This is a genomic window from Bradyrhizobium sp. CCGB01 (assembly GCF_024199795.1).
Classification (GTDB): Bacteria; Pseudomonadota; Alphaproteobacteria; order Rhizobiales; family Xanthobacteraceae; genus Bradyrhizobium.
The window spans coordinates 109,427-124,524 of the sequence record NZ_JANADK010000001.1 but is presented as its reverse complement, the minus strand read 5'-3'; the positions used below and the strand labels follow the sequence as shown (position 1 = coordinate 124,524).

General features: G+C 56.8%; 9 protein-coding genes. All 9 read left to right on the top strand.

The window, feature by feature from the left end; genetic code table 11:
* Positions 1–17 precede the first annotated feature (17 nt).
* The 9 genes from NLM25_RS00480 to NLM25_RS00440 all read left to right on the top strand — a co-directional run bounded on the left by NLM25_RS00480 (position 18) and on the right by NLM25_RS00440 (position 15,098).
* The gene (locus NLM25_RS00480) at positions 18–287 is read left to right on the top strand and encodes a hypothetical protein (RefSeq protein ID WP_254135650.1); all 270 of its coding nucleotides are present in this window, start codon (positions 18–20) and stop codon (positions 285–287) included.
* A gap of 216 nt (positions 288–503) precedes the next feature.
* Positions 504–1,832 (top strand): tetratricopeptide repeat protein, encoded by a 1,329-nt coding sequence (locus NLM25_RS00475; RefSeq protein WP_254135649.1) that lies wholly within the window; start codon positions 504–506, stop codon positions 1,830–1,832.
* A 128-nt stretch (positions 1,833–1,960) separates the two neighbouring features.
* A complete protein-coding gene (locus tag NLM25_RS00470; protein ID WP_254135648.1) occupies positions 1,961–3,565 on the top strand; it encodes a M48 family metallopeptidase in 1,605 nt (534 codons plus the stop codon).
* 157 nt (positions 3,566–3,722) lie between these two features.
* Positions 3,723–3,845, top strand: a complete 123-nt coding sequence (locus NLM25_RS00465; protein WP_254135647.1) for a type II toxin-antitoxin system Phd/YefM family antitoxin — start codon at positions 3,723–3,725, stop codon at positions 3,843–3,845.
* 113 nt (positions 3,846–3,958) lie between these two features.
* Entirely contained in the window at positions 3,959–6,262 is a 2,304-nt protein-coding gene (locus NLM25_RS00460) for a class I SAM-dependent DNA methyltransferase (protein WP_254135646.1), read from the top strand.
* Positions 6,259–7,647 carry a restriction endonuclease subunit S gene (locus NLM25_RS00455; RefSeq protein WP_254135645.1) on the top strand — a complete coding sequence of 463 codons (1,389 nt, stop codon included), beginning with the start codon at positions 6,259–6,261 and terminating at the stop codon, positions 7,645–7,647. The genes NLM25_RS00460 and NLM25_RS00455 overlap by 4 nt, the downstream gene beginning before the upstream one ends.
* Positions 7,644–10,661 (top strand): type I restriction endonuclease subunit R, encoded by a 3,018-nt coding sequence (locus tag NLM25_RS00450; protein ID WP_254135644.1) that lies wholly within the window; start codon positions 7,644–7,646, stop codon positions 10,659–10,661. The genes NLM25_RS00455 and NLM25_RS00450 overlap by 4 nt, the downstream gene beginning before the upstream one ends.
* A 397-nt stretch (positions 10,662–11,058) precedes the next feature.
* Positions 11,059–13,530: a hypothetical protein gene (locus NLM25_RS00445; RefSeq protein ID WP_254135643.1), complete on the top strand. Its 2,472-nt coding sequence runs from the start codon at positions 11,059–11,061 to the stop codon at positions 13,528–13,530.
* Between the two features lie 59 nt (positions 13,531–13,589).
* Positions 13,590–15,098 (top strand): hypothetical protein, encoded by a 1,509-nt coding sequence (locus NLM25_RS00440; protein ID WP_254135642.1) that lies wholly within the window; start codon positions 13,590–13,592, stop codon positions 15,096–15,098.

Here is a 15,098-nt window from a genome sequence, read left to right as displayed (position 1 = left end):
TACGAATCACAAGAAACATGGCCGAGGATAACAAACCATTTTGTGGAGCTCTGATCGAGACCGACTGGGATTTTGATGCCTCCACAGCCGCCGCTGCGCTGTCTTACTTCACAGGCCAAATCGTCGTCGGTTACGACCCCGACCGACGGCGTTGCAGAGGAAGTCGGGGAGCCAAATTGGGGAAGATTCCCAGCGCCATGTTCCATTACATCCCCGAAGCTCGTGGGTTCGACTATCGGGAGGGCCGTTTGCCGCCAGCCGGCGTGCAGTCTGAGTACGCGCGCTGAGCAACACATTAAATAACGAAGCTACGGGGCGAGAGGTTCAGCAAAGTGGGTCGAGGTTTTCGTAGGAATCGCCACAAGTACTCGGCGGGTGGGAAGTCGTCCAAGATCGTACAAGCGGCAACGGGTAGCTCTTATGAACTGGGCCATCTTGGGGTGTTCGCGCGCAGCTATCCACCAAGGTCTGATCGTGATCGTGCCATCTTGGCAATACGTGGCTTGTCGGCAGACAGAAGATCACCTGATCAATGGTGGATGTTGGGTGAATACCTCGTCTTCAATGGCCTTTTGGATGAAGACGAGTCGCTCATCAACGAGGGCATTGATGCGTTGACTGAGGGAGCAAACCTGCCAAATCCCAGCATCGCGTGTTTGATGGATCTCGGATGGATCCTAAGTAGCAGAGGTTTGGACTCGCTTGCCCTGCCGTACCTTCAGAAGGCATCCGAACTTGCGCCAGACTCAAGGGACGTTCTTTCCTTGAAGGCCTTGGCCGAGATCGGCGCGGGCAAACGCGAAGCGGCAATACGGTCCTTAGCCCTTGCCGTTGACTTACCAAACGCTACGCGGTCCGACCGCGAACGGCTTTCGGCGTTGCAGGAAGGTGAGGACCTGAGAGCACTGCGAAAGCAGGCGATCCTTCGCAAGATTGGCTTCGGCGATCCTGATCTAGCCCGGCATCCGCCGACGGAACAGGCCAAAGCGGCGGTCCACCTGCTTAAGGCCGTCCATGATCGCGATCTCGCAGATATCTCTGCCGCCTACCATCTAGCTTACGCTCGCTACGTCGCGGGCCAGTTGAGCCAGGCGAAGCCTCTCCTCGATAGTGTAGTTGCTGCCGATCCCGATAAAGACGAAGCGTGGACCATTCTTGGTCTGATCGCGAAAAAGACTGGGGATCCCGACGGCGAACTGGCCATGTATCGCAAGGCGATCGAGGCGAACCCGCGCAGCGCACTCGCACTGATGAATTTCGCCTCGCGTACAATGCATGAGGATGTCGTAAGAGCGCGCAATTACCTTCAAACAGCCATCGACGAAATGGGGCCAGACAGCCCACACTACGCCTGCGCCCTACATTTGATGGGCAACAGTTTTGCCTATCTCGAACAGGACTACTCAACCGAGATTGAATACCACAAGAAGGCGGTGGCGCTTGAACCCGGCAATGGGCTCTATCGGGACAATTTGATCCTAGCCTTTCTTTCGGCGGGGCGTCCGATCGATGCGCGAAGGCTCTGGAAGGAAACTAAGCAGATTCCCAGTGTGCACCCGCTCATAAAGGATGAGCTCATTGCGGCGTTCTGCGACGAAACACTGGACCCGCGCGAATACTTAGTGATCGTCGGCGCGGTGGGAGAGCACATTGGGGCACCTGGCAGGCGCGTGTTGCTCAATCGTGCCTGGCGACGGCGCTCGCACGCCGAACATTCCGAACAGCTCGAGTTTCTGTCGGGTCTAGCCACGATGGCAGTCAGGCTGGCGACGATGAACTGGCTCTCCAGGCCTGGCGGGATGCAGCTCCGTTCGATGCCGAGGGCATTCTAAGCGTCAACGAGGCGGTCGCGCTCGATCGTCTGGGTAGAACTGCGGAAGCCCTAACCCTTATCGAGTCGAGACCCCCGGCGGGCGAGCGGTTTCACACCGTTCTGGGAAATATTCGGAATCAGGCCGGGTTGCGAGCAGCCGCAATCGAGGCCTACCGGAAAGCAGTCGAGACCGAACGGCCGTTCGTCCTGCCCTTCCTAAATGCGTTCGAATGCATCAAGGACCTGCGCGAACCTTCGTTGGCGGAGCACTTCGTCTCCGCTCTTATGGATAGATGGGACCCCTCGCCGCAGCGCTCGATCCTGCTTGCCGAAGGACACATGCTGGCGGGTCGGCCAGCTACGGCGGCGGACTTCGCATCTGAGGCTCTAGTCCATGATGGGAGGGTCATTCCACCCGAAGACGTGCACTCGATCCTGCACGATCCCGATGACCAATCCCTCTTTCTTTCGCCGAGCGCGGATATCCACAAGCTTTATGCCCTCGCACTGCTGCAGTCAAAGCGATTCCAGCAATTGTCCGAACTGGTGAGCGCAGTGTTCGAATGGCCACGCTGGGATGACGGAGATTGGCGAATCTTGAACGCGGAAATCGCTCGAGCGGCTGGTTGCTCAAAGGACATTCCAGTGCTCCTGGAAGGAATGGAACAGCAAGTACCAGCTCAGATTTCATTGGCGTTAGTGGCGCTTGAGAACGACGATCCGGATGCGGCTGAGCGGCTTGCGATGCCTGTGGCGGGCGGCTCGGATGCTGATGGTTACTCGCATCCTGAAGGGCGGCCTGATGCCTTAGCACACGCTGTCCTATCCGCGGTTGCCCGCTGGCGCGGCGAATTGCAGATGGCTCGCCAAAGCGGGCACGAAGCGATGCGACGTGATCCATCTTGCGTTCTCGCGCGCGCCGTCTACGTCAATGCGTTGGTGGATCTGGGCGAAGATGACGAGGCAGAAGCCGTTCTGGTCGACGCACTGCGGCGCCGCCCGTCTGAACCTCGGACACTCCGTCTGACGGTCGAAACACTCGTTGGCCTCTCGCGGCTCGACAGAGCTACCGAAATACTTGCCGGGCATCGGCCGGGGCTCCTGGAGTACGGTAGCGAGGACCTCGGATATCGGCTCGGTGAGCTTGTGGCAGCTGGCAAGTTGGCCGCCACCGCGCTTCCCGCGTCGCAAACACGCGCGGCCGAAACCGAATGGCCCTGGATCCTAGCACTGGGCCCTCCCCTCTCGGGGTGGCTCGCAGGTGCTCACCACAGCCTCACAAACCTTGCTGAGCTTAAGATTGCGCTGGCTATGTTCACCGCGAAGGTGGCCGAGAAGCTCCTCGTGGACCGTCTGCTAATTCCATTCCGCGATGCAAACGCCAGAGGGCCGCTTGCGCCCGATGATCGGTTTCGGGACGTCGATGCTTTTCTTGCAGGCGGGCGTCCGCCGTCCATGGGTGGGATCGTACGTCTCCTCCGACACACTGCAAGGCCGTTTTCTTCCGCGGATCCGGCCGTACTTAAATCGTTTAGGACGCACATTCGCTCAGCCAACTGGCGGGGACGAGACCTCCTGCAGAGCCGCGGCTTTTTCGACAGGCTTCAGAATCTTGCCAACGTGAGAAATGACAGTGCGCACGTAAACGAGCCCAGCGCGGATGAGGTCGTTAATGCCATCTCCATTGTTATTGACCAAGGCCGACCTGGAGATCTTTTTAAGGCGCTCGGGATGGAGTTGCTGGACTATTAACCAGAAGTACCATCCGGGCGACGTTCGCATTAATGCGCGCTCGCGCGCGCTTGTCAGGGCAACCAACTGTTCCCGCTAAACTTGTCCACTTCCCTGCATGCCCGTATTGCCTGAAATAGCCATTTTGTCCATTATGCGCACGCTGGGGCATTCCCGAATGAAGACAATTTCCGCGAAAGACGCGAAGAACGGTTTTGGCCGTCTGATCGACATTGCGCGTGCCGGGCCGGTCACGATCGAAAAGCACGGCAGGGGGGTGGTCGTGGTGATGTCGGTGTAGGAATACGAACGGCTGAAAGCGGCGAAAGCGCCTGCGGCGGCGCCAGTGCGTCACGCAGAACGAGGAGCGTGACCGGAGATTTCTTGGCCGGATAAGGAAAGCTAAGCGACAAAATGGATCAAGCAACGCATAACAGAATCGTGTCGTTCATCTGGGGTATTGCGGATGATGTCCTGCGCGACCTATTCAAGCGTGGAAAGTACCCCGATGTTATTCTGCCGATGTGCGTGTTACGTCGTCTCGATGCCGTGCTGGAGCCCACCAAGAAGGCTGTCGTCGACACGAAGAAAATGCTTGATGAAGCACACATCACCGAGCAGCGTGCCGCCCTTTGCGAAGCCGCCGGTCAAGCGTTCTACAACACGTCGAAATTCACGCTCCGCGATCTCAGATCACGCGGTAGCCAGCAACAGCTTCTTGCGGATTTCGAGGACTACCTGAATGGCTTTTCGCCGAACGTTCAGGACATTCTCGACAACTTCAAATTCCGCAATCAGATACCCACGCTGTCGAAGGCGGATGCTCTCGGCGCCCTGATCAACAAATTTCTGGACCCGGAAATCGACCTCTCTCCCGTTGGGATCGATAACCATGCCATGGGCACGGTGTTCGAGGAGCTCGTTCGCAAATTCAACGAGGAAAACAATGAGGAAGCGGGCGAGCATTGGACACCGCGCGATGCTGTCCGCCTTATGGCTAATCTCGTGTTTCTGCCGATCAAGGATCAGATCAAGGCGGGCACGTATCTTCTTTATGACTGCGCCTGCGGCACCGGCGGAATGCTGACCGTCGCTGAGGAAACGCTTACGGCCATCGCCGAGAAACGCAAACAGGATGTCAGGTGCCTTCTGTACGGGCAGGAGATCAACCCTGAAACCTATGCAGTCTGCAAGGCTGACATGCTGCTAAAAGGCGAAGGTGAGAGCGCCGAGCACATCGTCGGCGGCGCGGAGTGGTCAACCCTTTCGCATGATGCCTTTCCGGCGCGGGAATTCGATTTCATGCTGGCCAATCCTCCATACGGAAAAAGCTGGAAAAAGGACCTTGAAGCCATGGGCGGGAAGGAGGGTATCCGCGATCCACGTTTCAAGGTGATGCACGATAACGAAGAACTCTCGCTCATCACCCGATCCAGCGACGGTCAGATGTTGTTTCTCGCCAACATGGCCTCAAAGATGAATCATAACTCGGCCTTGGGAAGCCGGATTGCCGAGGTTCATAACGGATCGTCGCTATTTACCGGCGATGCGGGACAGGGCGAAAGCAACATTCGGCGCTGGATTATCGAAAACGATTGGCTGGAATCCATCATCGCATTGCCGCTCAACCTCTTCTACAATACCGGAATCGCGACCTATGTGTGGGTCCTGAGCAACAAGAAGCTCAATGAGCGCAAGGGCAGGGTGCAACTCATCGACGCGACGCAGCGTTTCAAGCCCTTGCGAAAGAATCTCGGGAAGAAAAATTGCGAACTGTCGCCCGAAGACATCGAGCATATCAGTCGCCTATTCCTCGATTTTAAGGAGACGCCGGAATCCAAAATCTTTCCTAGCGCTGCTTTCGGCTATTGGAAAGTAACGGTTGAGCGCCCGCTACGCTTGCATAGCCAGCTTTCATTGCGGTTGATTGAGCCGCTCCGCTTTGCGTCCGGCGATGAAAATATCCGCGCGGCGCTGTACGAGGAGTTTGGCGACGCCCTGTTTGTGGACTTCAGAAAAATCTCCGAAAAACTTGAGAAACGCCTGTCGGAATGGGGCGCGGACGACGAGGATGATGATAGTGAGGACAGAGGCAGTACAAAGAAAGGCCTGCCGGAAAAGAAAAGAAAGAAACTGCTCGACGCTGATACTTGGGCGCGTGATGCGCGCCTCGTTGAAACCGCTACAGCCTTGCGCGAGGCGATGGGGGATCATCTTTTTGAAGATCACAACGTCTTCTGCAGGCACGTCGACGCCGCGCTGAAAGTCGCCGGTGTTAAGCTCTCAGCTCCCGACAAGAAACTGATCTTGAGGGCCGTGAGCTGGCGGGTTGAAACGGCCCCTCGGGTCATTGCGAAGTCCCACAAGCCGGGCAAAGCCGAGGCCGACCCGCTGCGGGGGCTGTTCCAGGCAACGGTCGAAGGCAAGCCCGTTGTCGTCGAATATGAGCCGGATCCCGAGCTGCGCGACACCGAGCAGGTACCTTTGCTCGAAGAAGGCGGTATCGAAGCATTCATCCGCCGCGAAGTCTTGCCCTATACCCCGGATGCCTGGATCAAGGATGACGCGACCAAGATCGGCTACGAGGTGAGCTTCACCCGCCACTTCTACAGACCGAAGGCGCTGCGTACCCTCGAGGAAATCCGCACTGACATCATTGCCGCCGAACGTGAGGCAGAGGGATTGCTTGATGATTTGTTGGGAGTGGCTGCAGAATGATTGCTCGTCTCAACCCTTATCCCAGCCATCAATCGTCAGGTCTGCCTTGGGTAGGAGATGTCCCAGATCATTGGGATCTCGTTCCCAATCGTGGCCTTGTGCGAAAAAGAAAGGTGCTTGTTGGACAGCGGCACAGCGATTACCGATTGCTGTCTTTGACCAAGCAGGGCGTGATCGTGCGTGACATCTCAACTGGAAAGGGAAAGTTCTCGTCGGACATAGGCAGCTCGCAAGAGGTGCGAAAAGGTGATCTCGTCTTTTGCTTTTTTGATGTGCCAGAAACCCCGCGTACAGTCGGTCTGTCTTCTCACGACGGAATGATAACTGGCGCATACACCGTTCTCGAAATGGTCGAGGCGTCGAAGGCGCAGTACTTCGAGCTTTTCTATCGTGCGATGGATGATCGGAAGCTTCTCAGTCCTTTGTATTCTGGTCTAAGAAACACGATTCCCCTTGAAAGATTTATGGGCGCGAAGACGCCCCAACCGCCCCCAGAGGAGATGGCGGCAATCGTACGATTCCTGAACTACGCGAACGCGCGGTTGGAAAAGGCGATCCGCGCGAAGCAGAATGTTGTTTTGTTGTTGAACGAGCAAAAGGACGCCATCATCCATCGTGCCGTCACGCGCGGATTTGATGTCGACGTGCCACTTAAGCCCTCAGGCGTCGATTGGCTTGGTAATATTCCGCAGCATTGGAAGGTTAGCAGGATCAAGTATCTGCTTCGAGAAGTGGACGAGCGCTCGACAACCGGGGCCGAGCCATTGTTGTCGATGCGGATGCACCATGGACTTGTCCTCTTCTCCGAGCATTTCTCTAGACCACCTCAAGCGGCATCGCTGGTCGGATTCAAAATCGTGCGGCCAGGCCAGTTTGTGGTTAATAGGATGCAAGCGGGCAATGGGCTGATCTTCGCCTCAAGGCTAACTGGGCTAGTTAGCCCGGATTATGCGGTGCTTGATCCCATTGGCGATGCAAATGTGGAGTTCCTCGGTGAACTTTTCCGCAGTCGGACTGTAAGGGCGAAGTTTCGTGCTGAATCGAAAGGACTTGGTACCGGCACTTCGGGCTTTCTGCGACTATACAGCGACAGGATGGGTGGAATTCATGTAGCGCTTCCGCCGCGGGACGAGCAGTCCGCGATAATGGCGAGACTGGACTCGGAGCTGTTCGGTTTGAACTCCACGATCTCTCGCCTTGAACGCGAGATCGAACTCTTGCGCGAGTATCGCACCCGGCTTGTCGCCGATGTCGTGACGGGCAAGCTTGATGTGCGTGAGGTTGCAGCACGGCTTCCAGAGGAGAGTATGCCGGAGGAGGCAGCCGTGGGCGACGACGAGTTCATCGAGGGTGATGAGTCCGATGACGTGGAGGCCGCTGCTTGACGACTGATACCAGCGAGAAAGGCCTCGAAACTATTATTATGCTTCACATGACTGGCGAAGACGGACTTGCCGTTGCGCCAGACGCAGCTGCGGCAAAGATGCCGCCCTTTGGCGGAACGGGGTATGTCGCCGGTAGTCCCAAGAGCTTCGACCGGGCGCATGCGATTGACGTTACGCAGCTCTTTGCTTTTTTGCGGACCACACAGCCGAATTCTTTCAAGAAGCTTGGGATCGCCGATCCGGATGATCCGAAGGACATCATCCGCCTCAAGTTTCTTGCGCGCCTGTCGTCCGAGCTTGGCAGCAAGCGAGGCGTCATCGATGTATTGCGCAAGGGCATCGACCACGGGCCGGTGCATTTCGATCTGTTCTATGGTACGCCTTCGCCAGGGAACGAGAAGGCGGCGGCGCTGCATGCGCTGAACCGTTTCTCGATCACACGACAGCTTGCCTATAGCATGGATGAAACCCGCCGGGCGCTTGACCTGTGCCTGTTCATCAACGGCCTGCCGATTGCGACGTTTGAGCTGAAGAATAGCCTCACCAAGCAGACCGTGGAGGACGCTATTGCGCAATATCGGCGCGACCGCGATCCGCGCGAGCGGCTATTTGAGTTTGGCAGGTGTATTGTTCACTTCGCTGTCGATGACACCGAAGTCATGATGTGTACGGAATTGAAGGGCAAGGGTTCGTGGTTTCTGCCGTTCAATAAGGGGTACAATGACGGTGCGGGAAACCCACCAAACCCGCAGGGCCTCAAGACCGACTATCTCTGGAAGAATGTTTTGACGCCCAACGGTCTGACCGACATTATCGAAAACTTTGCGCAGATCGTCGAAGAAAAGGACGAGCGCACGGGCAAGAGAAAGCGCAGGCAGGTTTGGCCGCGCTACCACCAGCTTGGCGTCGTGCGTAAGGCACTTTCTGCTGTTCGGGAGAACGGCGCTGGCAAGCGCTACTTGATTCAGCATTCCGCTGGAAGTGGTAAGTCGAATTCCATCGCTTGGCTGTCGCACCAATTGATTGGTATCCGGCGCGGCGGGAAGGATGTTTTCGATTCGGTGATTGTTGTCACCGACCGCCGCATTCTGGATGACCAGATTCAAAAGACCATCAAGCAGTTCATGCAAGTGGGGGCGACCGTTGGACACGCGCAGCATTCGGGCGACCTTCGCAAGTTCATCGAGCAGGGCAAAAAGATCATCGTTTCGACGGTGCAGAAATTCCCCTTTATCCTCGACGAAATCGCGGCGGAAGCCGGAAAGACATTCGCCATCTTGATTGATGAGGCGCATTCAAGCCAGGGTGGGAAGACCTCGGCGGCGATGAGTGAGGCGCTCGGCAAGGGGGAGCAAGAGGACGATAGCGAGGACACCGAGGATACAGTGAACGAGGCGCTGGAAAAGCGCATGGCCGCGCGCAAACTGCTCGCCAATGCGAGCTATTTTGCCTTCACCGCGACGCCCAAGAACAAGACGCTGGAAATGTTCGGCGAGGCATTGCCGCCGGATGCAGAAGGAAAGGTGAAGCACCGGCCCTTCCATAGCTACACGATGAAGCAGGCCATCGAAGAACGCTTCATTCTTGACGTGCTCAAGAACTTCACTCCAGTGGACAGCTATTACAAGCTGGTGAAGAAGACAGAGGACGACCCAGAATTCGATGCCAAGAAGGCGCAGAAGAAGCTGCGCCGGTACGTGGAGAGCCACGACCACGCGATTCGGCTCAAGGCCGAGATCATGGTTGATCACTTCCACGATCAGGTTATTGCCCCCGGCAAGATAGCAGGGCAGGCGCGGGCCATGGTCGTGTGCAGCGGGATCGAGCGTGCGATCCAGTATTTCCATGCTATCAAGGCCTATCTCGTAGAGCGCAAGAGCCCCTATCAGGCCATTGTCGCGTTCTCCGGTGAACATGAATATCAGGGCGCGAAAGTAACGGAGGCGTCGCTCAACTGTTTTCCGAGCGGCGACATTGCCGATAAAATCCAGAATGACCCCTACCGGTTTCTGGTCTGCGCCGACAAGTTTCAGACTGGTTACGACGAGCCGTTGTTGCACACGATGTATGTTGACAAGCCGCTTTCGGGCATCAAGGCAGTCCAGACGCTCTCTCGGCTTAACCGGGCACACCCACAGAAGCACGATTGTTTCGTGCTTGATTTCCAGAACAACAGCCAGGCGATTACGTTCGCCTTTCAGGACTATTACCGCACAACCCTTCTTGCTGAAGAAACGGATCCCAACAAGATCCACGATCTCAAGGCGCAACTCGACAACACGCAGGTTTATTCTCCGGATCAGATCGAGAATCTCGTTTCCCTGTTTTTAAGCGGAGCCGACCGGGACAAGCTCGACCCGATCCTTGATTCTTGCGTGGGCGTGTACGCGAACACGCTCGACGAAGACGGACAAGTGGACTTCAAGGGTAAGGCCAAGGCGTTTGTACGCACCTATGGCTTCCTGTCCTCCATCCTTCCGTACAGCAACGTCGGATGGGAAAAACTCTCGATCTTCCTGACGCTGCTGATTCCCAAGTTGCCTGCACCTCAAGAAGAGGATTTGGCGAAGGGCATTCTCGATGCCATCGACATGGACAGCTACCGTGTCGAAAAGAAAGCCAGCCTGAAAATCGCGCTTGCGGATACCGAAGCCGAGATTGAGCCGGTGCCAACGACAGGAGGCGGCCACAGACCCGAACCGGAACTCGACCGCCTTAGCAATATTTTGAAGAACTTCAATGATGCCTTCGGCACCCTATTTACCGACGCCGACCGCGTTGTGAATCGCATCCGGCAGGATATTGCCCCGAAAGTTGCAGCCGATACCGCATATCAGAACGCGAAAGCAAACACGCCGCACACCGCGCGCATGGCGCATGACCAGGCCCTAAGCAGGGTGATGCAGGCGCTCCTTAAGGAAGATGCGCAGGTCTATAAGCAGTTTGTAGAGAACGAATCTTTCAAACGCTTCGTGAGCGATATGGTTTTCAACATGACGAGCGGCGGGCCGTAAATGGTGGCTCGGCGGAGTTGGCCTAAAGCTAATCATTAGGTGCCCGGTCGTTCATACCTCAAGATCATTATTGGGCTCAAAGAACTAGACCTTAGTTGTGTGTGCGCGACCTAGTTCCAGCTTGAAGTCGAAATACAGCTTCTATGATGAGGTGTCGCCATCAATTAATAGGCGATCTAGGGAGAACTGCTTTGAGGAGAATTACTGTTATTGCGCTAGCGCTGCTGTGCTCAGCGACATTGGCTGACGGATCGGAAAAAGCTCGCCTGCTACAACTTTACTCGATATCAATATTCTCCTTGAGCGGGGCAAACTCGTCAGGGGTGAAGGGGGAGAGCAGCGCCAGTTACGCGCTGGCCGCCGTGAGCTGATTTCGGACGCGGGGGCGCGAAACGGAATGAGTGACGAGAGTGAAACGCCGTCCATATCCGATATTGTGCAGATGCGTGCATGGAAGCATGCGCTGCTTACGACATACACGCTGAGTCTTAGCTATTTTGAGTCGGAAATCCTGCGGCCTCTACTACGAGGCGGCTGCTCTGACATCTGGCTTATTGCCGATGCGGAGGGGTACCGTTCGTCGCTGCTGGAGCGGCACTCGATGCGTGTGGGTCAGGAATACCGGCTGATCCCTGTGGCCTTGCCCGACGGGGTCTTTCACGCAAAGTGTATCTACCTCGCCGGCGACGCAGGCGATTTGTTGCTCGTCGGCAGCGGCAACGTAACCTTTGGTGGTCATGGAAAGAACACGGAAGTGTTCGAGGCGTTATCCCCGAACAGGGCGGCAACGGCATTCCGAGATTTTGCTGATTTTCTTGAAGCTATAGGCTCGCGTCCCGACATCAGGCTTGCGCGCTCTGAATGGGTTGACGACTTCGCCGCCCGCGCGCGTCTGGCAGCGGATGGAGGGACAGATCAAGAAGTATTGCCGTCTTTGCGGCTTATCCATTCCCTCGATGAACCTGTGGTTGACCAGCTGCCGGGACTTCTGGCCCCGTACGAAAGCTGCGCTGATGCGATCATCATGTCGCCGTATCACGACAAGGACGCCTTCGCGTTGCAGACTCTGGGCGAACGGCTCGGCGCGTCCAGTATCAGCGTAGCGGTTACGAAGGCGGGGGTGAGCCCCTTTCCGTTTGAACTGACGGCGACATGGCCACGTCCTGTCTCGCCGGTGAAGCTTGCCCGAAGAGATAAACGTTTTGTCCATGCGAAGTGGTACGAGTTTCAGACGAGGACACACAGGCTGCTCCTGACGGGTAGCATCAATGCGACTCGCAAGGCGCTTACCACCACTGACAATGTAGAGCTCGGTGTATTGCGGCCGCTTCCTTCCGGCACCATCCCGGCCACCTGGGAAGCCGTCGAACGGCCTGCGTTCGAGCCGCAAGAGCGAATGCCTTCGGGGCTCAGATCAAATGAGATTGTTTATGCCTCCTTCGACCGTCACGAGCCCGCTGCGCTGAGTGGCCGAATCATTTCACTGCAATCCACGCAGGGAAATTGGGCTGGACGGCTGATTCAGGCCGATGGCGACGCTGTCTCGTTCGCGACGCCGATTGACGCAGACGGAAGCTTTGCCGTTCGTTCATCGACGTTCGAACCTTTCTCGGAAATGCCCGCGGTGCAGATTGTCATGACCTTCGGCGACCGGGAGGCGCGCGGGTGGGTGCACAACGAGTTGTTTCTATCGATCTCCGGCAGGCGGCGCCTGACCGCAGGATCGCTGAGCAGGTTGATGCGGCGGGAGGGGACGGACGACGACATCGAAGCTTTGCTCGATTACTTGAGCATGCAGGCGGAGCATCACCTGCGGATGTTCGACCGTCCTGTGCAGAAGAATTCTGAAGAGCGCGAGGACGACGGCGGAGTGAAGCTCGTTACTGTCGATTTGGCCGACCTCGCTCCCGGAGCGGCAGGCACCAACAGTGAAGCGCCTCGGTCCGGGACGTCATCTACTCTGGATCAGTTCGATGCGGCAATGACCCGCTTGCGACGCATGTTGCTGGGACATGGCCGAGCGAAGACTTTGGCCTCGCAGCGTTCAGGCGAGCCTGTTCTGGCCGATGATCCCCACGCCGGCAATCCGGATGTGCCTACACCTGAAGAGCAGGCGCGCAAGCTTGGCCTCGCTGACTTCGAGCGCGAGATGACGCGTCTGATCGCAGAAATGAAGGGCAGCCAGAAATTGCTCAGAGGTCTGCTCACGATGGAGCTTGAGGTGGTGATGTGGATGCGCATCCACCGCCTTAACGATTTCGATGGCGCCCACGAGTTCCTTTATTCCTGGTTCTCGAAGGCGTGCAGGCTCGCAAAACCTGAATTCGGCGAACTAAGTTCGCTGCAACAGCATATCGTGACAGCGGCTGCAATTCTATACCGGCTGGCTTCCGGATCCGACACAGCAAGCAAGGTCGCTGCCGAGCTTCATGACAACTTGGAGCTTTATTTCGGTGGGATGGTCGATCAGGATGAAGCGGTGCGTTCGCTCTTTCCTGATCCCGAGACGGGGTTTGCTGCTCTCCTGTCAGGAGCGACGGATTGGAATACGCTTGCCGACGCCTTGATGGCGATCCTGTCGCAAAGAACGAGCAGGCAACAGCTCGCGGATGCTATTTCTTTCGCCGAAAAGGGACAGCCTATACCGGCGAGTTGGCAGATATTCAGCTCCGAGCCAGGTGCGGAACTATACGAAGCGCTGTCAGAACCAGGTTGGTCAAAAAGAGTAAGAGCCGCCGGCGGTCCTGAGTGGCGATCATGCGCGTTCGACTATTTTTCTTTTTCAGTCCATGAGGCGGCTGCATTCCGGCGTCATCGCATCGGCCGCTGTATCCATTGCAAGCGATTTACGGTGAATTTACATCCATGAATGCTTCCCTTCCAAATTCAGCGTTCTTCTTGCCGCCGCCGTCATCGGAGAACAGCGGGGTGGACTTTCTCGGCTTGCGCCAAGCCAACCTCGACATGATGGCGGAACTTATTCCGGGAACGAACAACGTGACGTCCTATATTCGTCCTTTCTCGCTCCTTAGCTGGATATTCTGGAAGTTTCACGGCCTATGCGAACGCGCTGGAAAAGCGCGGCCAAACAGCGAGGAAATGCGAGAGTTCAGGGAGCGCATCGAGGTTCTTTTCACCTGGGGCGCGAGGATTGAGGACACTCCCGGTATACCGGGGAAGCAAGCGGAGCCTCCACCTGGCGGTGGTGCGGTGCCCCTCACGTTTAAGGCCTGGGGACGAGTCCAAAACAGTACCAGCCTTATCGCCGCTCTCTGGTACGGGCCCGCATCCAAAACAGCGACCGGGCTCGGTTTCCTCGAACCGTGCAATGGCGGCTTCTTCCGGGCGACCGATCGCGGCGGCCAGTTGGCCGGAGCGCTTGATGGCATTCTCCGGTCTGATACTGATCGCTATGCGCGCTTGCTTGATACGCTCACGCCGGTCCTCGCTACGGAAGACGATGCGCGCGCGCTATGGACGCTATGGGGCGTGCATTCACCTACTTTCGTGGAGCGGAAGGCATTTGGCGATGCGGTCTTCGATAGAAGCAGCGTCGGCAACTATACGACCCTTATTGGCCAACGCAGCAGTACGATCGCTTTAGCCAAGCTCCACCTGTCACAGACTGCAGGTGCAGTTCCAGCTGATGATGTCCGCCGTGGCATGTTCTTTTCGGGGCTTGCTGACGGCACCTCATACCCGCTGCCTGCGGAGCTACGACCCGCTCTGCGCAAGTGGATTGTGCTTCAGGTCCGTCAGCTGCAACGGCTGGCGCTGGAAAGCCTGCTGTCTTGGTGCGAAAAGCGCGTGATCAGCGGGATGCACGATATGGAGGCGCTTACGAAGGAAGCAGAGCTTCTTTTTCGCGCGGAAAACTTCGGACTGAAGGCGGATGATACTCTTGCCGCAATGATCGGCGGACTTGACGCGCAAATTTCATCTGTTGAGAGCTTTGTAGCTCTGGGGCGCTCCAATACACTCTTTTCCCCATTTGCTCTCATTGACAAGATTCAAGCGGCGTTCAATGCCCGCAACGAGCGGTTCGCTGCCGTAAGCCTCTATAGTCTGCTGTTGTGCGCGTCATTCGTGGGATGTTTCGCCGACAATGAGAGGGCGGCTGTCTCGTCCGGTGGCTCTTCACGCCTGTCGCTTCTTCATCTCCGCAAGCGATTATCTGCACTCGGTGATGTTCCCTTGAAACAAGCTATCCAGTTCGTTCTGGAATCAATGGTGCTCAGCCAGCATTTTGCTACGGCGGTCAATCGCTTTGACGGTGAGAACCAGAGGCTCAGACTGTCGATCGAGGAAGATGGTTTGATCTCCCTCGCGGGCAAGCCGTGGGAACCTACAGTCACGGAGGACCGCTTGCCGACTATTCTGGAGCTGGCAAGTGATTGCGGGCTGCTCAGCAAAGCCGAGAACTCATTCCATTTCTAA